Source organism: Pantoea sp. EKM10T (genome assembly GCF_011800685.1).
GTDB lineage: Bacteria > Pseudomonadota > Gammaproteobacteria > Enterobacterales > Enterobacteriaceae > Pantoea > Pantoea agglomerans.
On record NZ_JAALEU010000002.1, the window covers coordinates 408,627 to 432,597 of the forward strand.

22 protein-coding genes are annotated in these 23,971 nt (G+C 55.7%); 16 read left to right on the top strand and 6 right to left on the bottom strand.

Annotated elements, in window-relative coordinates; genetic code table 11:
* Positions 1-837 precede the first annotated feature (837 nt).
* Together HFD95_RS05495 and HFD95_RS05500 are read left to right on the top strand one after the other, a co-directional pair.
* Complete coding sequence (locus HFD95_RS05495) at positions 838-1,239, top strand: H-NS family nucleoid-associated regulatory protein (protein WP_003850507.1); 402 nt, start codon at positions 838-840, stop codon at positions 1,237-1,239.
* 178 nt (positions 1,240-1,417) lie between these two features.
* Positions 1,418-3,010: an ABC-F family ATPase gene (locus tag HFD95_RS05500; protein ID WP_010254366.1), complete on the top strand. Its 1,593-nt coding sequence runs from the start codon at positions 1,418-1,420 to the stop codon at positions 3,008-3,010.
* A gap of 302 nt (positions 3,011-3,312) precedes the next feature.
* Here HFD95_RS05500 and moeB read toward each other — a convergent pair whose 3' ends face one another.
* Entirely contained in the window at positions 3,313-4,071 is a 759-nt protein-coding gene (moeB, locus tag HFD95_RS05505) for a molybdopterin-synthase adenylyltransferase MoeB (protein WP_033771233.1), read from the bottom strand.
* Positions 4,072-5,307 (bottom strand): molybdopterin molybdotransferase MoeA, encoded by a 1,236-nt coding sequence (moeA, locus tag HFD95_RS05510; protein ID WP_064690061.1) that lies wholly within the window; start codon positions 5,305-5,307, stop codon positions 4,072-4,074.
* Positions 5,308-5,563: 256 nt separating this feature from the next.
* On the opposite strand from moeA, the gene HFD95_RS05515 reads away from it, so the two are divergent.
* From HFD95_RS05515 to HFD95_RS05555, 9 genes are all read left to right on the top strand, one after another.
* Positions 5,564-6,523, top strand: coding sequence for an isoaspartyl peptidase/L-asparaginase family protein (locus HFD95_RS05515; protein WP_010254371.1), 960 nt, complete (start codon positions 5,564-5,566; stop codon positions 6,521-6,523).
* A gap of 9 nt (positions 6,524-6,532) precedes the next feature.
* Positions 6,533-8,389 (top strand): dipeptide ABC transporter ATP-binding protein, encoded by a 1,857-nt coding sequence (locus tag HFD95_RS05520; RefSeq protein ID WP_167429926.1) that lies wholly within the window; start codon positions 6,533-6,535, stop codon positions 8,387-8,389.
* Between the two features lie 54 nt (positions 8,390-8,443).
* Positions 8,444-9,979: a glutathione ABC transporter substrate-binding protein GsiB gene (gene gsiB, locus HFD95_RS05525; RefSeq protein WP_010669736.1), complete on the top strand. Its 1,536-nt coding sequence runs from the start codon at positions 8,444-8,446 to the stop codon at positions 9,977-9,979.
* Between the two features lie 46 nt (positions 9,980-10,025).
* The gene (gsiC, locus tag HFD95_RS05530; protein ID WP_010254376.1) at positions 10,026-10,955 is read left to right on the top strand and encodes a glutathione ABC transporter permease GsiC; all 930 of its coding nucleotides are present in this window, start codon (positions 10,026-10,028) and stop codon (positions 10,953-10,955) included.
* Entirely contained in the window at positions 10,952-11,857 is a 906-nt protein-coding gene (gsiD, locus tag HFD95_RS05535) for a glutathione ABC transporter permease GsiD (RefSeq protein ID WP_010254377.1), read from the top strand. The genes gsiC and gsiD overlap by 4 nt, the downstream gene beginning before the upstream one ends.
* Positions 11,854-12,303, top strand: a complete 450-nt coding sequence (locus tag HFD95_RS05540; protein ID WP_167429927.1) for a DUF4385 domain-containing protein — start codon at positions 11,854-11,856, stop codon at positions 12,301-12,303. The genes gsiD and HFD95_RS05540 overlap by 4 nt, the downstream gene beginning before the upstream one ends.
* A gap of 517 nt (positions 12,304-12,820) precedes the next feature.
* The gene (locus HFD95_RS05545; protein ID WP_010254395.1) at positions 12,821-13,456 is read left to right on the top strand and encodes a carbonic anhydrase; all 636 of its coding nucleotides are present in this window, start codon (positions 12,821-12,823) and stop codon (positions 13,454-13,456) included.
* 141 nt (positions 13,457-13,597) lie between these two features.
* The gene (locus tag HFD95_RS05550) at positions 13,598-14,257 is read left to right on the top strand and encodes a DUF3313 domain-containing protein (RefSeq protein ID WP_022625967.1); all 660 of its coding nucleotides are present in this window, start codon (positions 13,598-13,600) and stop codon (positions 14,255-14,257) included.
* Between the two features lie 115 nt (positions 14,258-14,372).
* On the top strand, positions 14,373-15,509 hold the full coding sequence (locus tag HFD95_RS05555) for a PQQ-dependent sugar dehydrogenase (RefSeq protein ID WP_167429928.1): 1,137 nt from the start codon (positions 14,373-14,375) through the stop codon (positions 15,507-15,509).
* Positions 15,510-15,717: 208 nt separating this feature from the next.
* Here the strand turns inward: HFD95_RS05555 and HFD95_RS05560 are convergent, their stop codons facing one another.
* Entirely contained in the window at positions 15,718-16,374 is a 657-nt protein-coding gene (locus tag HFD95_RS05560) for an HAD family phosphatase (RefSeq protein WP_022625965.1), read from the bottom strand.
* A gap of 272 nt (positions 16,375-16,646) precedes the next feature.
* On the opposite strand from HFD95_RS05560, the gene HFD95_RS05565 reads away from it, so the two are divergent.
* Entirely contained in the window at positions 16,647-17,849 is a 1,203-nt protein-coding gene (locus HFD95_RS05565; protein WP_010669738.1) for a serine hydrolase, read from the top strand.
* A 263-nt stretch (positions 17,850-18,112) separates the two neighbouring features.
* Here HFD95_RS05565 and ybjG read toward each other — a convergent pair whose 3' ends face one another.
* Positions 18,113-18,718, bottom strand: a complete 606-nt coding sequence (gene ybjG, locus HFD95_RS05570) for an undecaprenyl-diphosphate phosphatase (RefSeq protein ID WP_010254408.1) — start codon at positions 18,716-18,718, stop codon at positions 18,113-18,115.
* A gap of 404 nt (positions 18,719-19,122) precedes the next feature.
* Positions 19,123-20,811, bottom strand: coding sequence for an aspartate:alanine antiporter (locus tag HFD95_RS05575; RefSeq protein WP_010254410.1), 1,689 nt, complete (start codon positions 20,809-20,811; stop codon positions 19,123-19,125).
* 258 nt (positions 20,812-21,069) lie between these two features.
* On the opposite strand from HFD95_RS05575, the gene ybjM reads away from it, so the two are divergent.
* Entirely contained in the window at positions 21,070-21,435 is a 366-nt protein-coding gene (gene ybjM, locus HFD95_RS05580) for an inner membrane protein YbjM (RefSeq protein ID WP_010254412.1), read from the top strand.
* Between the two features lie 88 nt (positions 21,436-21,523).
* Here ybjM and HFD95_RS05585 read toward each other — a convergent pair whose 3' ends face one another.
* Positions 21,524-21,787: a GrxA family glutaredoxin gene (locus HFD95_RS05585; RefSeq protein WP_010254413.1), complete on the bottom strand. Its 264-nt coding sequence runs from the start codon at positions 21,785-21,787 to the stop codon at positions 21,524-21,526.
* A 255-nt stretch (positions 21,788-22,042) separates the two neighbouring features.
* On the opposite strand from HFD95_RS05585, the gene HFD95_RS05590 reads away from it, so the two are divergent.
* The 3 genes from HFD95_RS05590 to rimK are packed head-to-tail and all read left to right on the top strand — an operon-like array spanning position 22,043 to position 23,956.
* Positions 22,043-22,294, top strand: a complete 252-nt coding sequence (locus HFD95_RS05590) for a DUF1418 family protein (protein WP_010254414.1) — start codon at positions 22,043-22,045, stop codon at positions 22,292-22,294.
* A 16-nt stretch (positions 22,295-22,310) separates the two neighbouring features.
* Positions 22,311-23,033: an oxygen-insensitive NADPH nitroreductase gene (gene nfsA / locus HFD95_RS05595; protein ID WP_167429929.1), complete on the top strand. Its 723-nt coding sequence runs from the start codon at positions 22,311-22,313 to the stop codon at positions 23,031-23,033.
* Between the two features lie 20 nt (positions 23,034-23,053).
* Positions 23,054-23,956 (top strand): 30S ribosomal protein S6--L-glutamate ligase, encoded by a 903-nt coding sequence (rimK, locus tag HFD95_RS05600; RefSeq protein WP_010254416.1) that lies wholly within the window; start codon positions 23,054-23,056, stop codon positions 23,954-23,956.
* Positions 23,957-23,971: the final 15 nt, after the last annotated feature.

Consider the following 23,971-nt stretch of genomic DNA (forward strand, 5'->3'; position numbering starts at 1 on the left):
ACCGCTTTTTCTCTCCTCCGGCAGCGTTAAAACCGATGCTGGCTGTCTTTCCATGTTGTTCCCCATGATCTAACTCATTGAAAAAAGAAAGCTTGTCAGCATCACTGTAACGGGTGCAGCCAGCAGAAAATAAAGCAGTGGTAATCGCAGGGTTATTATCAGCGCCTCCGGCGAGCGATTATTTTTATGTTGCTGGCACTTTCCGGATTCAGGTTTTTGAGCTCTGTCACCTTTCTCAGTTTATTTCTTTGACGTTTTTTTAAGGCAACTTACGACTGAACGAGTGGGGGCGCGTGAGGCTATTCAGTCAGCCTGAGCCGGGCGGAACTGTTATTGCGCAGCTAAGCGATCTGCGAATAATCCGACTCTACTATAAATCGCAGCGGCAAAAATGGTTAACAGGTGGCAAAGGGCATAATTAAAAAAGCCACCAGAGCGTTAATTCTTTTGCGCTATTTAACGGTGCCGGGGGTGGCTTTTTAAGCATAATCTGTAAGCTGGTGTGACTGGGGTCACGGGCAGGCACATTTTTAATCTGTTATCTCCGGCCCGTAAGCGTAAATAATGAGGCTGCATGGCCCGCATTTAGTAGATAGCGTTAACTGCCTTCTGCCGGGATAATCTGCCTGAAATCGTTTTCAACTCCTGAGTAAAAGTGCCATTCGTTGTTAATTCAGCGTTAATAAAAGGTCAGGCACGCCCGATTTTAATAGCTCTGTTTTGCCCGAATTAATACTTAGGAATTATCTGTAGCGTAAAAATAATTTATTTTTTTATTTGAATTAGGTAGTCTTGGCGCTACAGTTTTATTAACCCCCCTTAATCAAGGACATTGTGATGAGTGACGCATTTAAGGTACTGAACAATATTCGCACATTACGTGCCCAGGCTCGTGAACTGCCACTGACCGATCTTGAAGAGATCCTGGAAAAATTAACGGTTGTTGTTACTGAGCGCCGTGAAGAAGCAGAAGCGGAAGAGACGCAGAATCGTGAAAAAGAAGAAAAGCTTTCTAAATATCGCGAAATGCTACTGGCTGACGGCATCGATCCTAATGAATTATTAGGTGCACTGGAAAGCGGAAAAAAACGTACCAAGCGTGCGCCGCGTCCGGCTAAATATTCTTACACCGACGAAAATGGTGAGCAGAAATCCTGGACTGGCCAGGGCCGTACCCCGGCAGCGATTAAAAAAGCGCTGGATTCCGGTAAAAGCCTGGACAGTTTCCTGATCGATTGATCGACACAATCCTTGTAAGTGGGAGCCGGGGGGCCATCATGGCCTTCCGGCTTTTTTATTTCTGCCGGGATATCAATCACCCCGCAAGGAATCCACGGCTGACGCTGGCGTGCGCTGCGTCACATCTGGCATAATAGCCGCCGTTTTTTCATCCATTCTCTTCACAAAGGTCAATGCCGTGTTAGTTAGCAGCAATATCACCATGCAGTTTGGCAGCAAGCCACTGTTCGAAAATATCTCCGTTAAATTTGGCGGCGGTAATCGTTACGGTTTAATCGGTGCGAACGGCAGCGGAAAATCCACCTTCATGAAGATTTTGGGTGGCGATCTGGTGCCTTCAGGCGGCAATGTTTCTTACGATCCCAACGAGCGCATCGGTAAGTTGCGTCAGGATCAGTTCGCCTTTGAACAATTTAGCGTACTGGACACCGTTATCATGGGTCACCATGAGTTATGGGAAGTGAAGCAGGAGCGCGACCGTATTTATTCTTTGCCAGAAATGAGCGAAGAAGAGGGGTATAAAGTCGGCGATCTTGAGGCACTTTACGGTGAGATGGACGGCTATAGCGCGGAGTCTCGTGCCGGTGAGTTATTACTCGGCGTCGGCATTCCGGTTGAGCAGCATTATGGCCCGATGAGCGAAATTGCGCCGGGCTTTAAATTACGTGTGCTGCTGGCGCAGGCGCTGTTTTCTAATCCTGATATTCTGTTACTCGACGAACCGACGAACAACCTGGACATCGATACTATTCGCTGGCTGGAGCAGGTGCTGAACGAGCGTGACAGCACCATGATTATCATTTCGCATGACCGTCACTTCCTTAATATGGTCTGTACGCACATGGCTGATTTGGATTATGGCGAGCTGCGGGTTTATTCCGGTAATTATGACGAATATATGACCGCGGCGACCCAGGCGCGTGAACGTCTGTTATCCGATAACGCCAAGAAAAAAGCGCAGATTGCTGACTTACAATCGTTCGTCAGTCGTTTTAGCGCCAACGCCTCTAAATCGCGTCAGGCGACATCCCGCGCTAAGCAGATGGATAAAATTAAACTGGATGAAGTGAAAGCCTCCAGCCGTCAGAACCCGTTTATCCGCTTTGAGCAGGACAAGAAGTTGTTCCGTAATGCGCTGGAAGTGGAAGGTTTGACCAAAGGATTTGATAACGGTCCGCTGTTTAAGAATTTAAATCTGCTGCTGGAAGTGGGTGAGAAGCTGGCGGTGATCGGTGCCAACGGTATCGGTAAATCAACACTGTTAAAATCGCTGGTGGGTCAGCTGACGCCAGATAACGGCAGCGTTAAATGGTCAGAGAATGCGCGTATTGGTTATTACGCTCAGGATCACGCCGATGATTTTGCCAATGACCTGACGGTATTTGACTGGATGAGTCAGTGGAAACAGCCTGGCGATGATGAGCAGACCATTCGCGGTATTCTGGGTCGCCTGCTGTTTTCGCAGGATGATATTAAGAAGCCGGCCAAAGTGCTTTCCGGTGGAGAGAAGGGTCGTATGCTGTTCGGTAAGCTGATGATGGAAAAACCGAACATTCTGATTATGGATGAGCCGACCAACCACCTCGATATGGAGTCGATTGAATCGCTCAATATGGCGCTGGAGATGTATGAAGGCACGCTGGTGTTTGTTTCACACGACCGTGAATTTGTCAGCTCGCTGGCAACCCGCGTGATAGAGCTGAAAGCAGACCGCGTGGTGGACTTCACCGGTAATTACGAAGATTACCTGCGGAGTCAGGGTATCGTCTGATTGAAACGGAGTGGCGCAGGCCACCCTGTTTTTTTTGGTGGCAATGAATGAGTTATATGCTTTTAGCTTGTTAGATGGTGTGGGTTGGGCAGGATGCCAGGCTCAGGGATTATCTGGCAGCAACGCATATACTTAAGGCGCAGGGAACACGGTCAGAGGAGGAAAGCGTCCCGCGCCATGGATGGCGCGGGCCGAGCGCCCATGGATGGTTTAAGCGACTTTCCGATCTGACCGTGTTCCCTAAGCAGGTAAAAACTTCACCACGGTGCGGGCTTCATGAAGCACAGGCGTTCCTGCCGACGCTACGCGCTACCACCACACACTTCACAGTGCGCATCCTGCGCTACCTTCATGCTGCGGAACTCCGCGCTCATCGCATCGTACATCAGCAACCGGCTGGTGGCGGGCGTGCCAAATGCCGTCAGCACTTTAATCGCTTCCATCGCCTGCATCGCACCAATCACGCCAACCAGCGGAGCCATGACGCCCGCTTCCACGCAACTCAGGGTTTGTTCCCCAAACAGGCGGCTGATGCAACGATAGCAGGGTGTGCCGGGCTGCCAGTTGAATACGCTGATCTGGCCTTCCATCCGAATCGCGGCGCCGGAGACCAGTGGCACCCGCTGCTGACGACAGAGCCGGTTAAGCTGCTCACGCACTGCAACGTTGTCAGTGCAGTCCAGCACCACCTGCTGCCGGGCGATCAGCGCCAGCAGCGCTGCATCGTCCAGCTGTCCATTAACCGGATGCAGCTGACAGTGCGGATTGATGGCGGCCAGGCTTTGTGCGGCGGAGTCCACTTTGGCACGACCAATGTCAGCATCGTGATGCAGGATCTGCCGTTGCAGGTTAGAGTGCGATACGGTATCGAAGTCGAGCAGCGTCAGGCTACCGACACCGGCAGCCGCCAGATAGGGCGCAGCGGCGCAGCCGAGTCCGCCCAGCCCGACGACCAGCGCATGACTCGCTTTCAGCCGCTCCTGACCGTCGAAATCAAAGCCGCGCAATACAATCTGCCGGTTGTAGCGCAGCATCTCCTCATCGCTTAATTCAGGCAGCATCTACGCCTCCAGCAGGGCGTTGAACGGTTCCACCTCGACCCATTCGCCCGGTTCAACATTGCCGCGATCCCGTTCCAGCACAATAAAACAGTTTGCCTGGGCGAAGGAGCTGAAGACGTGTGAACCCTGCATCCCGGTGGTTTCCACCTCCAGTTCGCCCTGTGCGTTCTGTCGCAGGATGCCGCGCTGGAAATCGAGCCGGCCTGGTGACTTTTTAAGCTGCGAGGCGCAGCGCACTTTCTGACGTGGCGGCAATGCTGATTTTTGCTGACCGGTGAGGGTGGCAAGCAGCGGCTGGACGAGCTGATAAAAGGTCACGGCGGCGGAGACCGGATTACCTGGCAGGCCGCAGAACCAGCTGCTGTTGAGGCGGCCAAAGGCAAATGGCTTACCAGGCTTGATCGCCAGCTTCCAGAAGCTGATGGCACCAAGCTCTTCCAGCATCGTTTTGGTGAAGTCCGCTTCGCCCACCGAGACGCCGCCGGTAGTAATCACGACATCCGCCTGCCGATCGGCCTCGGTGAAAGCAGCACGCAGTGCGGCCGGGTCATCTTTGATGATGCCAAGGTCGATGACTTCGCAACCCAGCTTATGCAGCATCAGTGATACCGCAAAGCGGTTGGTGTCGTAGATCTGGCCTTCGGCCAGCGGCTCGCCTACCGGCTGAAGTTCATCACCGGTGGAGAAGATAGCGACCCGCAGTTTTCGCAGCACGCTGACCTGCGCGATACCCAGTGAGGCGAGCAGTGGCAGCTCCGCCGCGCCCAGCCGCGTTCCCGCTTCCAGCACCACGGTGCCTGGCTGAATGTCATCGCCGATGAGACGAATGTTCTGTCCGGGACGGACCGGCGCGGTGATCATAACCGCATCACCCTGTGTTTCGGTCTGCTCCTGCATTACTACTGCTTCACAGCCTGCAGGCACCGGCGCACCGGTCATGATGCGAATCACGCTGCCCTGCGGCCACTCACCGCTAAACGGTGCGCCGGCAAAGGCTTTACCCGCCACTGGCAGCGGCTGACCGCTGCTGGCGTCTGCCAGCCTGACGGCGTAGCCATCCATCGCAGAGTTATCAAATGGCGGGACGGCAATCGGTGAGGTCACCGCTTTGGCGGTGATACGCCCGACCGCTTCGGCCAGCGGCACGCTAAGAGAGTCGGTGACGGGCGTCAGCTGTGACAGCATTTTTTGTTGTGCCTCCTCAAGGGAGATCAAGCCTGCAGTAAAACTTTCCATGGATATTCCAGCCTGGTTATCTCAGATGCTGCCTATTATGGTGGGAATTAGCCGCTGAGTCACATCGGTGTCGGCCTGACTTGCCTGTTGTTGTGGCCAAAGTGAAATATGGCGGTAAGAAAAGGTTATAACCACAGGAACAGTTTCCGCTTTACAACACTTAGCAGGCTTTCTATAGTCAAAAATCACCAAAAATGGGTGAAAACCATTTTAAATCAGTGTTTTTCGTCCTGATGCAACCACAGGGTAGATCGTTATGGTCAATGCAGTGATCGCCATTCATGGAGGCGCCGGTGCCATTACGCGCTCAGCAATGAGCGCCGAAAAAGAGCAACTCTATCGTCAGGCGCTACACGATATTGTCACTCAGGGCCAGCAGATACTGGCTCAGGGCGGCAGCGCACTCGATGCGGTGACCGAAGCGGTGCGGCTGCTGGAAGAGTGCCCGCTGTTCAACGCCGGTAAAGGCGCGGTCTTCACCCATCAGGGTACCCATGAACTCGATGCCTGCATCATGGATGGCCGCACGCTGGGTGCAGGGGCGGTCGCGGGCGTAACGCGGGTACGGAATCCGGTGCTGGCGGCACGTGCCGTGCTGGAACATAGCGAGCATGTCCTGTTTATCGGCGAGGGCGCAGAGCAGTTTGCTGAGGCGCACGGGCTGGAAACGGTCACGCCTGATTACTTCTCGACCCCGGAACGCTGGGAGCAGTTGCAGCGCGCGCTGAACAGCGATACGGCGGTGCTGGACCATGATGGTGCCGCGCACAGCGATGACCCGCTCGACCCGGACCGTAAGTTTGGTACGGTGGGGGCCGTCGCGCTGGATCTTGAGGGCAACCTCGCGGCCGCCACGTCAACGGGCGGTATGACCAACAAGCAGGCCGGGCGGGTCGGCGACTCGCCGCTGCCGGGCGCAGGCTGCTACGCCAGCAACGACAGCGTGGCGGTCTCCTGTACCGGCACCGGAGAAGTCTTTATGCGGACGCTGGCGGCCTATGATGTGGCAGCCCAGATGCGCTATGCCGGGCGATCACTGCAGCAGGCCACGGTTAATGTTATTCATGACAGTGTGCTGGAGCTGGGCGGCAGCGGGGGGCTGATTGCCGTCGACCGCGCAGGCAACGTAGCGCTGCCGTTCAACAGCGAAGGGATGTATCGCGGTGTGGCGCGGGTTGGCGAAGTGGCAGACGTCGCTATCTATCGCGAAAGTTAAGGAGCAGAGATGAGCGACAGGCAAACGTTACCGCCGCTGGCCCCTGAGCAGGTCCTGGCGGTGCGCGATCTCAATGTGCGTTTTCAGCACGAAACCACCGTCACTGACGCGGTGCGTCATTTGTCACTCGATCTGTTTCGCGGCGAAACGCTGGCGCTGGTGGGGGAGTCAGGCTCAGGGAAATCAGTGACCTCGCTGGCGCTGATGCGGCTGATTGAGCAGGCTGGCGGGAGGGTCAGCGGCGAGGTGCTGTTGCGGCGTCGCAACGGCGACGTGCTGGATCTGATGCGCGCCTCAAAAGGTCAGATGCGGCGGGTGCGCGGTGCGGATATGGCGATGATCTTTCAGGAGCCGATGACCTCACTGAATCCGGTCTTCTCCGTGGGCGAGCAGATCGCGGAATCCATCCGTCTGCATCAGGGTCTGAGCCACGCTGGCGCGCTGGCCGAAGCGCGCCGGATGCTGGATCTGGTACGAATCCCGGATGCGCAAAATGTATTATCCCGCTTCCCGCATCAGCTGTCGGGCGGGATGCGCCAGCGCGTGATGATCGCCATGGCGCTCTGCTGCAAACCGGCCCTGCTGATTGCCGATGAGCCGACCACCGCGCTCGACGTCACCATCCAGGCGCAGATTCTGCAGCTTATCCGCGTGCTGCAAAAAGAGATGCAGATGGGGGTGATTTTTATCACTCACGATATGGGCGTGGTCGCCGAAATGGCCGATCGGGTTCAGGTGATGTATCGCGGCGAAGTAGTAGAAAATGCCCCGGTAGCCAGGCTGTTCAGCGCCCCGCAGCAGCCCTATACCCAGGCGCTGCTGGCGGCGGTGCCAAAGCTCGGTTCGATGCAGGGCCAGCCCCTGCCAGCTAAATTTCCGTTGCTGCACAGCGATGCCGTTGATGATGTGCCGCAGGATACGGTTCGCCGCCTGCAGCTACCCATTTTGCAGGTGCGCGATCTGGTCACCCGCTTTGATATTCGCGGCGGCCTGCTGAACCGCGTCAAAAGCCGGGTGCATGCCGTCGAAAAAGTCAGTTTTGATCTCTATGCCGGTGAGACACTGGCGCTGGTGGGGGAGTCTGGCTGTGGTAAATCGACCACCGGGCGATCGCTGCTGAAGCTGGTTGCCAGTCAGGGTGGCACCCTGACCTTTGACGGACAGCGGATAGACCATTTGTCGGGTGCCGCGCTGGCCCATCTGCGACGCGACATTCAGTTTATCTTCCAGGATCCCTACGCCTCGCTCGATCCCCGGCTGACGGTTGGCTTCTCCATTATGGAGCCGCTGCTGGTCCACAAGGCGATGCCGCGTCGTGAGGCGGAGCAGCGCGTCGCCTGGCTGCTGGATAAAGTGGGTCTGCTGCCGGAACATGCTCAGCGTTATCCCCATGAGTTTTCCGGCGGCCAGCGTCAGCGCATCTGTATAGCCCGCGCGCTGGCGCTAAACCCCAAAGTGGTGATCGCCGATGAGTCCGTCTCGGCGCTGGATGTGTCAATTCAGGCGCAGATAATTAATCTGATGCTCGACCTGCAGCGCGAGTTTGGCATCGCCTTCCTGTTTATTTCTCACGATATGGCGGTGGTGGAGCGTATCAGCCACCGCGTGGCGGTGATGTATCTCGGTCAGATTGTCGAGATGGGGCCGCGTCAGGCGGTGTTTGAGCAGCCTCAGCACCCTTATACCCGAAAACTCATGGCGGCGGTGCCGGTAGCCGATCCGGCTCACCGGCGTCGCGAACGAGCCTTACTGGTCGATGAGATCCCCAGCCCGATTCATGCGTTAGGGGATGAACCTGAAGTGGCGCCGCTGATGGAGGTGGCTCCGGGCCATTTCGTCGCCCGCCACGTTATCAGTGCGACCTGAACAGTGACGATGTCGCCCCGGCGACCAACCCGACAGGGATTACAGGAGAACAAGATGCAGATTACGATGCGTAAAGGGTTACTGGCGGCTGGCGTGTTAAGCAGCGCAATGGCATTGCCCGCCTGGGCAGCACAGGATGCGGTGATTGCCGTCGCGTCCAACTTCACCACTCTAGATCCCTATGACGCCAACGACACGCTGTCGCAGGCGGTCGCGAAATCCTTCTATCAGGGCCTGTTTGGCTTTGATAAAGAGATGAAGCTCACTAACGTGCTGGCTGAGAGCTATCAGGCCAGCGCCGACGGCCTGACCTACACCATTAAGCTGCGTTCCGGAGTTAAATTCCAGGATGGCACTGACTTCAATGCGGAAGCGGTAAAGGTCAACCTCGATCGTGCCAGCAACCCGGATAACCATCTCAAGCGCTACAACCTGTTTAAACATATCGCCAGCACCGAAGTGGTGGATCCAACTACGGTAAAAGTAACGCTGAAAGAGCCGTTCTCCGCCTTTATCAACATCCTGGCCCATCCGGCGGCAGCGATGATTTCGCCTACCGCGCTGAAAAAATATGGCAAAGAGATCGGTTTCCATCCGGTAGGAACCGGCCCGTTTGTGTTTGAAACCTGGAACCAGACCGATTTTGTGAAGGTGAAGAAGTGGGACGGCTACTGGAAGCCGGGCTATCCGAAGCTTGACAGCATTACCTGGCGACCGGTGGTGGATAACAACACCCGCGCGGCGATGCTGCAGACCGGCGAAGCGAACTTTGCTTTCCCGGTGCCCTATGAGCAGGCAAAACTGCTGGAGAAGAACAGCAAGCTTGCTGTGGTAACCACGCCATCGATTATGCAGCGTTACATCAGCCTTAATGTCACTCAGAAGCCGTTCGACAATCCGAAGGTGCGTGAAGCGCTGGAGTATGCCATCAACCGTCAGGCGCTGGCGAAAGTGGCGTTCTCCGGTTACGCCACGCCTGCTACCGGCATCGTGCCGCCCACCATCGACTTCGCTCAGACCTATCCGGCCATCAGCTACGATCCGGCCAAAGCGAAAGCCCTGCTGAAAGAGGCGGGTTACCCGAACGGGTTTGAAACCACGCTCTGGTCGTCACACAACCACAGCACCGCGCAGAAAGTGTTGCAGTTCACCCAGCAGCAGCTGGCGCAGGTTGGCGTGAAAGTTAAAGTTACGGCGATGGATGCGGGTCAGCGTGCCGCAGAAGTAGAAGGCAAGGGCCAGAAAGAGAGCGGCGTGCGCATGTTCTATACCGGCTGGTCTGCCTCCACCGGTGAAGCGGACTGGGCACTGACGCCACTGTTTGCTACTACGGCCTGGCCACCGGCGATCTTCAATACCGCGTTTTACAGCAATCCTAAGGTCGATAAAGATCTGGCTGATGCGCTGAAAACCACCGATCGTGCCGAGAAAGCGCGTCTCTACAAAGATGCGCAGGATACCATCTGGCAGGATCACCCATGGATCCCACTCGTAGTTGAGCAGCTGGTTTCTGCCAACAGCAAAAACCTCAGCGGTTTTTATGTGATGCCCGATACCTCATTCAATTTCGATGAGGCAACTCTGAAGTAACGGAGCCGGCCAGCCCGTGAGGCTGGCCGCAGCTGCAGGATGTTGCATGTTTAACTATTTTCTCAAACGACTCTTTGGGCTGATCCCCACGCTGCTGATTGTGGCGGTGCTGGTGTTCCTGTTTGTTCACCTGCTGCCGGGCGACCCGGCGCGTCTGATCGCCGGGCCGGAAGCCGATGCCTCGGTTGTGGCGCTGGTGCGTCAGGAGCTGGGACTCGACCTGCCGCTGCCGCAGCAGTTCTGGCACTTTATGCTGAATGCGCTGCAGGGCGATTTCGGCCAGTCGATGGTCTCGAAGCGGCCGGTCGCGGAGGAGATCGCCTCACGCTTTATGCCGACCCTGTGGCTGACGCTGGTCAGCATGATCTGGGCCGTGATTTTTGGCATGGCAATCGGCATCGTTTCTGCTGTCTGGCGCAATCGCTGGCCCGATCGACTGGGGATGACGCTGGCGGTGTCGGGCATTTCGTTTCCCGCCTTTGCGCTGGGCATGCTGCTGATGCAGGTCTTCTCAGTTGAACTGGGATGGCTGCCAACCGTCGGTGCAGAGAGCTGGAAACATTACATTCTGCCCTCCATCACCCTGGGTGCGGCGGTGGCGGCGGTGATGGCGCGCTTTACCCGTGCCTCGTTCGTGGAGGTGATGCAGGAAGATTATATGCGGACCGCCCGGGCCAAAGGGGTGCGCGAGTCGCTGGTGGTGGTGAAGCATGGCCTGCGCAACGCCATGATCCCGGTGGTGACGATGATGGGGCTGCAGTTTGGTTTCCTGCTGGGCGGATCGATCGTGGTCGAGGTGGTGTTTAACTGGCCGGGCCTGGGGCGACTGCTGGTCGATTCCGTGGCGATGCGCGACTACCCGGTTATTCAGGCAGAAGTTTTGCTGTTTTCATTGGAGTTTATTCTGATCAACCTGTTTGTCGACATGCTCTATGCGGTGATTAATCCCGCTATTCGCTTTAAGGAGTCGCGATGAAAAACTGGCGACGCGAAGCGGCACTGAAAACGATGCCGCTGATTGCGGAGAATCGGGTGCGAACGCCGTGGCGTGAATTCTGGCGGCGTTTCAGAGGGCAGCCGGTGGCGCTGCTGGCCGGGCTGTTTGTGCTGGTACTGATTGTGCTGGCGGTTATTGCCCCGTGGATTGCGCCGTTCGACGCAGAGAACTACTTCGATTATGACCGGCTCAATGACGGCCCCTCGCTGATGCATCTGTTTGGCGTCGATTCGCTGGGGCGTGACATTTTCAGTCGGGTGCTGGTCGGCACGCGGATTTCCCTGATTGCGGGCTTCTTTTCGGTAGTGATCGGCGCGCTGATCGGCACATTCTTTGGTCTGTTAGCCGGCTATTACGAAGGCTGGTGGGACCGCATCACCATGCGTATCTGCGATGTGCTGTTTGCCTTTCCCGGCATTCTGCTGGCGATTGCGGTGGTGGCGATTATGGGCAGCGGCATGAGTAATGTGATTGTGGCAGTCGCTATCTTCAGTATCCCGGCTTTTGCCCGGCTGGTTCGCGGCAATACGCTGGTGCTGAAGCATCAGACCTATATTGAGTCGGCACGCAGCATCGGCGCTTCTGACTGGACTATCCTGATGCGGCATATCCTGCCCGGCACGGTATCGCCGATTGTGGTCTATTTCACCATGCGGGTCGGTACCTCAATCATTACCGCGGCCAGCCTGTCGTTTCTGGGGCTGGGCGCACAACCGCCTACGCCGGAGTGGGGGGCGATGCTGAATGAGGCGCGGGCCGACATGGTTATCGCGCCTCACGTGGCAATTTTCCCTAGCCTGGCCATCTTCCTTACCGTTCTGGCATTTAATTTACTCGGAGACGGGCTGCGCGACGCACTTGATCCTAAACTAAAGAGATGAAACCTTTCGATTATGATCAGGACTTCAGCACTATCGACTTCCGCCAGCACCCCGAGCTTTATCAGGTCGGGCGTGGTGAGCAGGGCGTGCTGATGGTCGAGCCTTATAAAGGCGAAATACTGCCACACTGGCGTTTTCGTACCGTTCCCATTGCTGAAGAGTCGGCTGAGAAAATCATGGCGCTGTTTGAGGAGTATCGGCGCAAAGATGATTTTGTCGGCATGGATATGGCGCGTAAATTTATTCAGATGGGGTATACCCGTGCGCGCCGTTACAGCAACCACAAGGCCGGACGTAAATATGACGCAGATGGCAAGGAGCTGCCGCGCGGCATCAACGAGGAAAAAGCCGCGGCGGCGGCTGTTTTCAAAGGCTACTGGGACAAACTTCGTGCAGATGAAGACTATCTGCGACGTAAAAAAGCGCATCAGCAGCAGTATGGCTAAGCGTTAATCCTGCTCTCCCGGCAGCCGCTAACCCCTGCTGCTGGGGTTGTTTTAATGAAACCCGTCCTGCTCAATCTTATCCCTCATTCCTTGCCTGCAAAGGCTTGGGCGCAGCGCCCGTGCTGCCAGATGCGCAGCCGTTTCACCATGCCCTAAAACGCCATAGCCCGCCACGCTTGCCAGATAAGGTCAGACAGCAGCAGAAGAGAAACCTTTTCTGCTGGCGAGCCGGGGGCGTAAAGTAGTGAAAAAACGCGTAAAAGCCGATCCACAGCACAGGCAAAAAAACGGGCGGTTCAAACCGTGCTTTTTCCAATAACTTCCCGTGCTATAAAAAGAAATTGGCTGCGGAGCCTCTGACTGATGAACAAGCGAAACGCTGACAGTGGCCGTTGTTTAGAGCATCCGGTAAAAGGCGGGTTGATATTCACTTGTTTTCATTAATAATAAACGGGCAAACCCCACTGAGGGGGCTATGCCCCTCAGGTAATGAAATGGATAATGTGAGAGCTAAATAATGAAAGAGATCATCAACGGATTTCTGAATTTCCAGCAGAATGTGTTTCCTGAAAGGAAGGATCTTTTCAAAAGCCTGGCATCAAATCAAAATCCGAAAGCGCTGTTCATCTCCTGTTCAGATAGCCGTCTGGTGCCTGAACTGGTGACGCAGCAGGAGCCAGGAGAGCTGTTCGTTATCCGCAATGCGGGCAACATCGTTCCCTCATTTGGCCCGGAGCCAGGCGGTGTCTCCGCCACTATCGAATATGCGGTGGTCGCGCTGGGCGTCTCCGACATCATCATCTGTGGTCACTCTAACTGTGGTGCCATGAACGCCATCGCCTCCTGCGCCTGCATGGATACCATGCCTGCGGTTGAGCACTGGCTGCGCTATGCCGATGCGGCAAAAGCGGTGGTTGAGCAGCGTGAGTATGACTCGCCAGAGAAGAAGCTGAACGAGATGGTCAAAGAGAACGTCATCGCCCAGTTGAACAACATGAAAACCCATCCTTCCGTCTCCGTCGCGCTGCGTAACGGTAAGCTGCGTCTGCACGGCTGGGTTTACGATATCGAAAGCGGCACCATTATGGCGCTGACCCAGGGGGGCAAACAGTTCATCACCCTGTCTGAGAATCCTGATACCTGCTTTGAGTAATCTTTTTCGCCCGCTGTGCTCTGCAGCGGGTTTTCCTGCTACTCATTCTGCATAACAGCGTAAAACCGCCTCTGTTATTCTGCATTTCCCCTCTGGCTTATCTATGCTTGCTTAAACCTTCCTGATACAAGCGAGTTGATGATGCGTAAAACTTCCGTTGCTGCTCTTCTGGCGGTCTCTGCCGTGCTGCTCAGTGGTTGTACTTCTCATGTTGCTGATAAGCAGCAATATTCAGGTTTTTTAAGCGATTACAGCCAGTTGCAACCGACGTCGTCAGCCAGTGGTGAACCGACTCTGCGCTGGATATCACCCGACTATCAAAGCAGCCATTATAAAGATGTGCTTTATACATCGCTGATCTACTACCCGGCGGCGCACCCCACGCCACGCGTCACTCAGCAAACGCTGGATCAGGTGCTCAGTTACACCGAGATCCAGCTAAAAGGCGCGATAGCCACCCGCCTGCCGCTGGTGAATCAGGCTACGCCGCATACCCTGAAGGTAAGGGCCGCCATTACCGCCGTGTCAGCAGAAAATCAGGGCGTGCAGTTTTATGAAGTGGTACCGGTTGCCGCGGTCGTTGCCAGCACCATGGCGGCGTCAGGGCATCGTACTCAGAACAGCGAACTGTTTCTGGAAATAGAAGCCAGCGATGCGGTGACGGGCAAACCGATGATCCGGGTGGTTCGCAAAGCCTTTGGCAAAACGGTCAGTAACAGCAATACGCCGATCACCTTTGACGAGCTGAAGCCTGGTATCGATACGATGGTGCGTGACACGGTAAGTTTTAACGCGCCCTGACTCTGACGGGCGACAGCAGAGCGCTGTCGCCCTGATTAATCTTTTGTAAATCCTCAACATCATTGCAGAGGGGCTGACTACGCTTAAGGGCATTCTATCCCGTCAGGAGATCGTTATGGCCCGTTTCTCAACTGCTTTGTTGCTAAGTGGCTCCCTGTTCTGTACCGCCCCCCTGTTTGCCGCCGACGTAAAGGTCGAGGTATTACAGGATAAGTTACAACATCCATGGTCCGTCGCCTTCCTGCCCGATAACAAAACGCTGCTGATTACCGAACGTAGCGGACAACTGCGCAGCTGGAGCCCGGAGAGCGGCCTGTCGCAGCCGATCCAGGGCGTGCCAAAGGTCTGGGCAGAACGGCAGAGTGGCCTGCTGGACGTCGTGCTGGCACCCGATTTTGCCACCAGTCGTCGCGTCTGGCTTAGCTATACCGAAGCGAACAGCAGTGGCAAAGCGGGCGCGGTGGTAGGCGTGGGCACGCTGAGCAAGGATAACCGGCAACTCAGCGATTTCCGCGAGGTGATTCGGCAGACGCCGATGCTCTCCAGTGGCAACAACATCGGTACCCGGCTGGCGTTTGATACTCAGGGCTATCTCTGGATCGCCTTCGGCGATAACTTTGCCAGCAGCACTGCGCAGGATCTCGATAAGCTGCAGGGCAAACTGCTGCGGCTCAACGCCGATGGCAGCGTGCCGGACGATAACCCGTTTGCGAAACAGCGCGACGCACGGCCAGAGATCTGGGCCTATGGTTTGCGTAATCCGCAGGGGCTGGCGCTTAACCCCTGGACCGGCAAGATATGGGAAAATGAACATGGCCCGCGCGGCGGCGATGAAGTGAATATCATGGAGCGGGGCAAGAATTACGGCTGGCCGCTGGCAACCTACGGCATCGACTATAGCGGTGACAAAGTGCCGGAGTCACAAGGCACACAGGTTGCGGGTACCGAACCGCCGCTTTATCACTGGAAGGATTCTCCGGCCATCAGCGGCATGGCGTTCTACAATAGCGCCCGTTTTCCGCAGTGGAAAAACTCGCTGTTTATCGGCGCTCTGAAAGAGAAAAACCTGATTCGTCTGAGTATCAACGGCGAGAAAGTGGTGGAAGAGCAGCGTCTGCTGGACGATCAGAAGGCGCGCATTCGCGATGTTCGCCAGGGGCCGGATGGCTGGCTCTATGTGCTGACCGATGAGGCCAATGGCAAGCTGCTGAAAGTGGGATTAGCGCAGGACGCTGGTGCGTCCCGCGGCTAAGAGCCTGTCCCCGGGCTATTTTATTGGTCAGTCTGGGCCTGGGCAGTGCTCACACAGGCTGCTTTAGCAACCTGAACGCCCGTCAGGGCGGCCCTGAAGGGGCGAGCGCAGCGAGTAATCCTCACGGACTACGTGTACTACGGATTGTTCCGCGCTGTCCGTGTCCAGGCTGCCAGCAACAGTTACGCCTTATGGAATAAGCTCGGAGTCAGCGCGCCCAGTGATAAACCTGCCAGCCGCGGTTTAACGCTTCCTTGTGTAACTGTTCGTCAGGGTTGATGACATGGGCATGATCGGCCTGTTCCAGTAGCGGCAGGTCGTTCATCGAATCGCTGTAGGCCCAGGTGCGGTCAAAGGCCTCGTCCTGCTGCAGCGCTTTCCAGTCACCCAGTCGCGTGACTTTGCCCTCTTTATAGGTCATGGTGCCGTAAGTGTTGCCGCTGTAGCGCTCGTCCACGATTTCAACGCCAATCGCCAGCGCGCCGCAGGCACCCAGCTTTTCTGCAATCGGCACCACCAGATGCTCGCCGCTGGCGGAGATGATCATGACCTTGTCGCCACGCGCCCGGTGCCACTCAATCCGCTCGCGGGCTGCAGGATAAACGCGTGGCATGATGTCGCGGTGAATGAAGCGGCGCACCCAGCCTTCAACGGTAAGCGTGGCCATGCCCGCCAGGGGGGAGAGTGTTTTATTCATATACTCTTCAATCGACAGCGTACCGGCATAGTACTGGCTCATTAATGCCTGTTCCTGATCAATCAGTTCACTGGGGGCGAATCCCTGTGATACCAGCCAGCGCAGCCACAGGCTGGTGCTGTCTTCACAAATGAGTGTTTCATCCAGATCAAAAAGGGCTAAGTCCATGGTCGGTCTCCTCGGCTGACTGGCGTTCAGGTTAACTGATATTTGTGACGGGCTTAACTCTTCTGCGAAAAATCGGAATTTCACGCAGTTTTGATAGCGACAGAATCGGGGAAAAGCGGCACGCGCGCGGCACTTATGCCAGGGTTACTCTACTAAACTCTAAAAAACTTTACGATTCGACGGTTTTTTTCGCTGCCGTCAAGGGTTAGCGTTTGAGTGAGAATTTTCTGCCCCTGGAATTTCGATTTAACAAGGACAATCCGGCCAAGCCCATGACAAACACTCGCTTCACATCTCGCCTGCGGCACCTTGCTGCCACTTCATTACTGATTCTTGCCCCCGTCAGCGTTTTTGCTGAGCAGGCTCCCGCCGCGCCAGGCATTGATGCTAAAGCGTGGATTCTGATCGACTACGCCAGCGGTAAGGTGTTAACCGAATCCAGTGCCGATCAGCGCCTCGACCCCGCCAGTCTGACTAAAATGATGACCAGCTATGTTGTGGGTCAGGCGATTAAAGCGGGCAAAATCAAGCCGGATGACCTGGTTACCGTCGGACAGGATGCCTGGGCCACCGGCAATCCTAAGCTGCGCGGCTCGTCGCTGATGTTCCTCAAGCCGGGCGATCGTATTCCGGTGCATGAGCTGAATAAGGGAATCGTGATCCAGTCCGGCAATGACGCCTGTATTGCGCTGGCGGATTATGTGGCGGGCAGTCAGGATTCGTTTATCGGCCTGATGAACAACTACGTGAAGGCGCTGGGACTGCAGAATACCCACTTTATGACGGTGCATGGTCTGGATGCAGAAGGGCAGTACAGTACCGCGCGTGACATGGCGCTGATTGCTCAGGCGCTGATCCGCGATGTGCCCGAAGAGTACGCGCTGAATAAAGAGAAAGAGTTCACCTTCAATAATATTCGCCAGATCAACCGCAACCGCCTGTTGTGGAGCACCAATCTCAAGGTTGATGGCGTCAAAACCGGCCACACCTCAGGCGCGGGGAATAACCTGGTCGCTTCAGCAACCGAAGGGGATATGCGTCTGATCTCGGTGGTGCTGGGCACCGCCAGCGATGCGATTCGTTTCCGCGAAAGTGAAAAGCTGCTGACATGGGGCTTCCGTTTCTTTGAAACGGTCACGCCGATTAAAGCGGATGCACCGTTTGCGCAGCAGCGGGTCTGGTTCGGTGATCGCAGCCAGGTCAATCTGGGCGTGGCGAAAGATGCTGCGCTGACCATCCCTAAAGGGCAGATGAAGAATCTGAAGGCGAGTTTCAGACTCACTACGCCGCAGCTGGAAGCTCCGCTGAAGAAGAATCAGGTGGTCGGCACCATCGATTTCCAGCTGGACGGGAAAACGATTGAGCAGCGGCCGCTGGTGGTGATGCAGGATGTGCCGGAAGGCGGGTTCTTCAGCCGGATGTTTGATTTCGTGATGATGAAATTCAATGGCTGGTTCGGGAAGTGGTTTTCATAAGTAAGCAGGGACGCTGATGTGTTCCTCTCAGACGAGCGCTGTTTCTAAAACAGGATCTAACCGCAACGCATTAGCTCAGCGCGCAGGGAGCTGGGTCAGAAGAGGAAAGCGTCCCGCGCCAGGGATGGCGCGGGCCGAGCATGCCATGGATGGCGGTTTTTGCGTCTTTCCGATCTGACCCAGTTCCCTGCGCAGGCTCGATCTCACCGCTGTCAGGTGCAGTTTTTTTCCGACAGCTTCAGGGACGCTAACGCGTCCCTTTCTTAATCCTGCGTCCAGCCTTTGCGAATCGGCACGGCAAACAGCGACCGATAGAGTGGATTGATTACCGCCAGCATCCGCTCGCCATAGAACTGCCACGCCAGATGCGAAGCCAGACAGCTCAGCAGCCCCACCAGGAACCCGCCCAGCATATCCATTGGCCAGTGAACGCCAAGGTAGACCCGCGACCAGGCAATAGCGCAACCGGCCACCATCAGAACCACACCTGACCAGAGGCGATGCCAGAAGATAAAGGCCAGTGCAAAGGTGAATATCGTGGTGCCGTGATCGCTGGGATAGGAGTCATCGGCGGCGTGATGCAGGAACTGATAACCAAAACCGATAGCGAAAGGGCGGGGATGCGGCAACAGCTGGCCCACAGACCAGGAGATCGCCAGCGCATAGATCAGCGCCATACCGGTTTTCAGTACCAGCACCCGCTGCGAAGAAACCTGATCGCGCGGTCCCCAGAGCCACATCGCTACGATTAACAGCGGCACGATGGCGATCAGATCTTTGGCAAAAAACGTCGCCAGCTGCAGTAACCAGGCGGGTGAAGCCGGTGTGGCATTAATGGCAGTAAACAGTGAATGGTTCAGCTCTTCCATTTCGGGATAAATTCCTCAGCAGACAGTCCGGTTAACGGCAGCTGGCAGCATCCCGCCAGCCCGGCCCGATAACAGCGGCAAAAAAAACGGTCAGCGACAACTCGCTCACCCAATCAGTCAGCACAAATTGCTAACTAAACAGCGGTCTATCCTGCTTTTTACCGTTTTGTTCGTCTATAGAAAGGCTCTTAATCTGCCGTTGAGTTGTGTAACGGTTTAAGTTTTATGACACATGCAGTTGTGAATCAGGCGGGGAATGGCGGGCAGGGACGAAAAAAGGGCATAAAAAAACCCGCCGGGAAAAAGACCAGCGGGCTCCACAATTTGGGGATTTCAAAGAAAAGCAGTGGCACTTATTATGACTATCCCTTAACAATAAAGTTCTGGACGCAGGCAAAAAAATTTTATAGGGGCAATATCGGCCAGATAATCACAATCAGCGTTCCCGCCAGCGTCAGCAACACGTTGGCGATGGCATAGGTCCCGGCATAGCCCAGCGCCGGGATATTGCTGCGTGCCGTATCACTGATGATCTCCATGGCCGGTGCGCAGGTACGTGCGCCCATGATGGCGCCAAACAGCAGGGCGCGGTTCATCCGCAACACATAAGCACCAAACAGATAGCAGATGATCACCGGAATCAGGCTGACCAGCAGGCCGCAAAGCAGCATCAGCGCACCATCGCTGCTCAGGCCGTGATTAATGCCGCTACCGGCACTCAATCCCACTCCCGCCATAAACACCATCAGACCGAACTCTTTCACCATAGTGAGCGCGCCCTGCGGAATATAACCAAAGGTTGGATGGTTGGCGCGCAGGAAGCCGAGCATGATACCGGCGAACAGCAGGCCCGCGGCGTTACCAATACCAAAACTGAAATTGCTGAACTGGAAGGTGATCAGACCAATCATCAGACCCACGATAAAGAAGGCGCAGAAGGCTAAAAGATCGGTCATCTGACTGTGAATCGCGATAAAGCCAATGCGATCCGCCACGCTTTTCACTCGTCGTGCCTCGCCGCTGACCTGCAGCACATCACCTTTGTTCAGCATGATACTGTCGTCGATCGGCATCTCAATCTGACTGCGTATCACCCGGTTCAGGAAGCAGCCGTGATCGGTGAGGTTTAACTTGCTGAGGCGTTTGTTTACCGCATTGTGGTTTTTCACCACGATCTCTTCAGTGACGATGCGCATATCCAGCAGGTCGCGGTCAAAAACCTCTTTGCCGTTGCGGAAGCTGGGGTCGAGCCGGGCGTGAGCATCGGGATAGCCCACCAGCGAGATATCATCGCCGAGCTGTAACACCGCATCACCATCGGGACTGGCGAGAATACCGTTGCGGCGGATGCGCTCAATGTAGCAACCGGTCTGACGATAGATACCCAGTTCGCGCAGGTTTTTGCCGCCGCTCCATGCCACCAGTTCCGGACCGACGCGATAGGCGCGGATCACCGGGAGGAAAACTTTGCGCTGGCTGTCCGCATCCAGACCGCGCTCCCGGGCGATCTGCTGGGCGCAGGTGGGCAGATCCTGATGTTGCAGACGGGGCAGATAACGTGCGCCGAAAATCAGACTGACCAGGCCTATCAGATAGGTCACGGCATAACCGAGGCTCAGCTGATCCTGCATCAGTCCAAGCTGCTTCGGATCGCTGATGCTTTGCCGCAGGGTATCGCCCGCCCCGACCAGTACCGGCGTTGAGGTCATCGACCCGGCCAGCATGCCGGCGGTGAGACCGATATCCCAGCCAAAGAGTTTGCCCAGTCCCAGCGCCAGCAACAGTGCGCTGACCACCATGACGATGGCGAGCATGAAATAGTTTTTGCCGTCGCGAAAGAAAATGGAAAAAAAGTTGGGACCCGCTTCGACGCCGACACAAAAAATAAACAGCATAAAGCCCAGACTCAATGCATCGGTATTGATCGTAAAGTGCTGCTGGCCTAATAAGAGCGAAACCACTAATACGCCAATTGAATTTCCCAGCTGAACCGAGCCCAGACGCAACTTACCCAGACAGAGGCCGAGCGCTAAAACGACAAACAATAACAAAATGTCATTTCCGCTTAACAATCCTGCGACGTTAATATTCACTGTTTAACTTCTTGTTTACATGTAACCTATTGAAGAGTAGCCTGTTTTTCGCTATCGTGAGCAGGCCGTTGAGGTGCTGTTGCATCAGTACTGCAAATGGAACCTTTACCGCGGCGCTATTCTAATCACAAATATCTTTCACAGCCATTGGCTGTTTTCATTCGTTGCCACAGCGAACTGTTTCTTTTTATTTCCATCTGAACGCATCAGGGTTATCAGCAGGTTATTGTCGGGGTTACTTTTAATCAGTGGGGTGGTATGCCGCAGCGTTCTTATCTCTGGACTACCCGCCTGTGCGGCGTGGTGTTGTACAGTCTGGTGTTTGTCTTTACCTGTCATTTCTGGCAGGTCGGTCCCGGCCCGCTTCGTGGTCAGCCCGAATTACTGCTCTTTATGTTGCCCGGTATTGTGATGGCATTGGTGCAGGTGGAGAGCCCGCTAAAAAGCACCCTGCTGATGGGGCTATGGGGAACGTTACTGGCAGCACTGCTGTTAAACAGCAGCCTGTTTATCCACAGCAATGCACTTTTTGTGGTCGCATGGAGCCTCAGCGCGCTGTTCTGGGCAGGCTGCGGGGCTTTGCTGGTGCGGTTGATGCAGATAGTGATGGCATCACTCAATTAAACAGTGTTGGGCGATGGATGACCGGCAGAGCGCAAAAAGGCGAGACAGGAAAATCCTGGCTCGCCTTTTTCATTCCGGGTATCAGCGCTTACGCGGCAAATCCCAGATTCTCTTTGGTCCAGGCCGCAAACTCGGTGTAGCCACCGATATGTTTTTCGTCGACGAAAATCTGTGGCACGGTGCTGACCGGTTTACCGGCGCTCGCTTCCAGGTCGGCTTTAGTAATGCCTTCTGCGTTAATATCGACATACTGGTAGCTAAAATCATCACGTTCAGCGGTTAGTTTGTCGGCCAGTTCATGGGCACGCACACAGTAGGGACAGCCCGGACGACCAAAAATAACAGCAATCATTGAGAACTCCTTGCAGCGACTATTATGTGATGTGTATCACACAATGAAACAGAGAATGGCAACCATGATGCCCGCTCGTATCGCTTAAGGAAAGCAGGATTTGCCTGTTAGTCTGATGCCCGCACGCTATCGCTGCCCGGTCAGGAAGCCTCTGAATCAGAGGCTTTTTCGCGCCGGCAGCCCGTGTATCTCGCGCAATTTTTGGGTTGTTGACCATAATTGACGCTCAGTCAGCCGCTAAGGCAGGAGGATATCATGCAGAGTGTAGCCAGATTACCCCGGTTTGTGGTGGTGCTGGAGGCGGCTGGCGGCCTGTTAATCGTGGCCGCGCTGCTGCTGATCAACCACTGGCTTCCGCTGCCAGACAAGGCGGATGTAAAAACGCTGGCCACTGTGCTGTTTATTGCTGGCGTGGTTCTGATGCTACCTGCTGCCTGGCTGTTAATGTGGCGCACCGCGAAAGCGATAGCACCACAGCTGTTTAATCAAACTGACAAAAAAAGATAATATTGCTGGAGACTTTATGACACCGACCATTGATTTACTGTGCAGCCATCGTTCAATCCGCGCCTTTACTGACCAGCCGGTCAGCGAAACACAACGTGAAGCGATTATTACTGCGGCGCAATCGGCGTCCACATCCAGTTTTTTACAGTGTTCTTCCATTATCCGTATCACCGACAAAGCCCTGCGCGACAAGCTGGTGACGCTGACGGGCGGACAGACCTGGGTCGCGGATGCGCCTGAGTTCTGGATCTTCTGCGCTGACTTTAATCGCCACCTGCAGATTTGCCCTGATGCGCAGCTGGGTCGTGCCGAGCAGTTGCTGCTGGGCTGCGTCGATACCGCGCTGATGGGTCAGAATGCCATGGTCGCAGCGGAATCGCTGGATCTGGGCGGCGTCTTTATCGGCGGAATCCGTAACAGTATCGTGGAAGTAACCAAACTGCTGGGCCTGCCGAAATTTGTTCTGCCGTTGTTTGGTTTTTGCCTGGGCCATCCGGAGTCAAAGCCGGACGTCAAACCGCGTATGCCGCACGCGATGCTGGTGCATGAGAACCGCTATCAGCCGCTGGATCCGGCGGTACTGGCCGAATACGATAGCCGCACAGAACTCTATTATCAGCAGCGCGGCAGCAACCAGCGCAGCGAAACCTGGAGTGAGCTGATCCAGCGCCTGATCATTAAAGAGACGCGTCCGTTTATGCTCGATTATCTGCATCAGCAGGGCTGGGCCACGCGTTAAGCCAGTAAGGGAGAGCAGCGATGAAGATAGCTATCCTGTCACGTGATGAGACGCTCTACTCCAGTCGGCGACTGCGTGAGGAGGCCGCCGCACGCGGCCACCAGGTTCAGATCATCGATCCGCTCTCCTGCTATATGAATATTAATCCCGCCTCACCGGCGGTTCACTACTGTGGTGAACCGCTGGGCCATTTTGATGCGGTTATCCCGCGCATCGGCAACCCTATCACTTTTTATGGCACGGCCGTGCTGCGACAGTTTGAGATGTGCGGCAGCTATCCGCTGAATGAGTCCGCCGCCATTACCCGCACCCGTGACAAATTGCGCTCGCTGCAGCTGCTGGCACGGGAAGGCATCGACATGCCGGTCACCGGCTTTGCCTCCTCACCCGATGACACCGCTGATCTGATCGCCCTTGTCGGCGGTGCGCCGCTGGTGGTCAAGCTGGTGGAAGGTACCCAGGGCATTGGCGTGGTGCTGGCGGAGACGCGGCAGGCGGCAGAAAGCGTTATCGATGCCTTTCGCGGCCTGAATGCCCATATTCTGGTGCAGGAGTTTATTAAAGAAGCGCAGGGTCGTGATGTTCGCTGTCTGGTGATTGGCAATCAGGTGGTGGCAGCGATTGAGCGGGTGGCGAAAGAGGGCGACTTTCGCTCTAATCTGCATCGCGGCGGCAAAGCTTATCCCGTCGTCATTACGCAACAGGAGCGCCAGATCGCCGTGAAAGCGGCGGCTACGCTCGGGCTGGAAGTGGCGGGCGTCGATATTCTGCGCGCCCATCGCGGCCCGCTGGTGATGGAAGTTAACGCCTCGCCCGGTCTTGAAGGCATTGAAACCAGCAGTGACCTTAACATCGCCGCCCTGATGATCGAACGGATTGAGCAGCAGGCCATCCCCGGGCTCCGTCCTAAAACCGCTGGCTGACACGCGCTTTTCAGC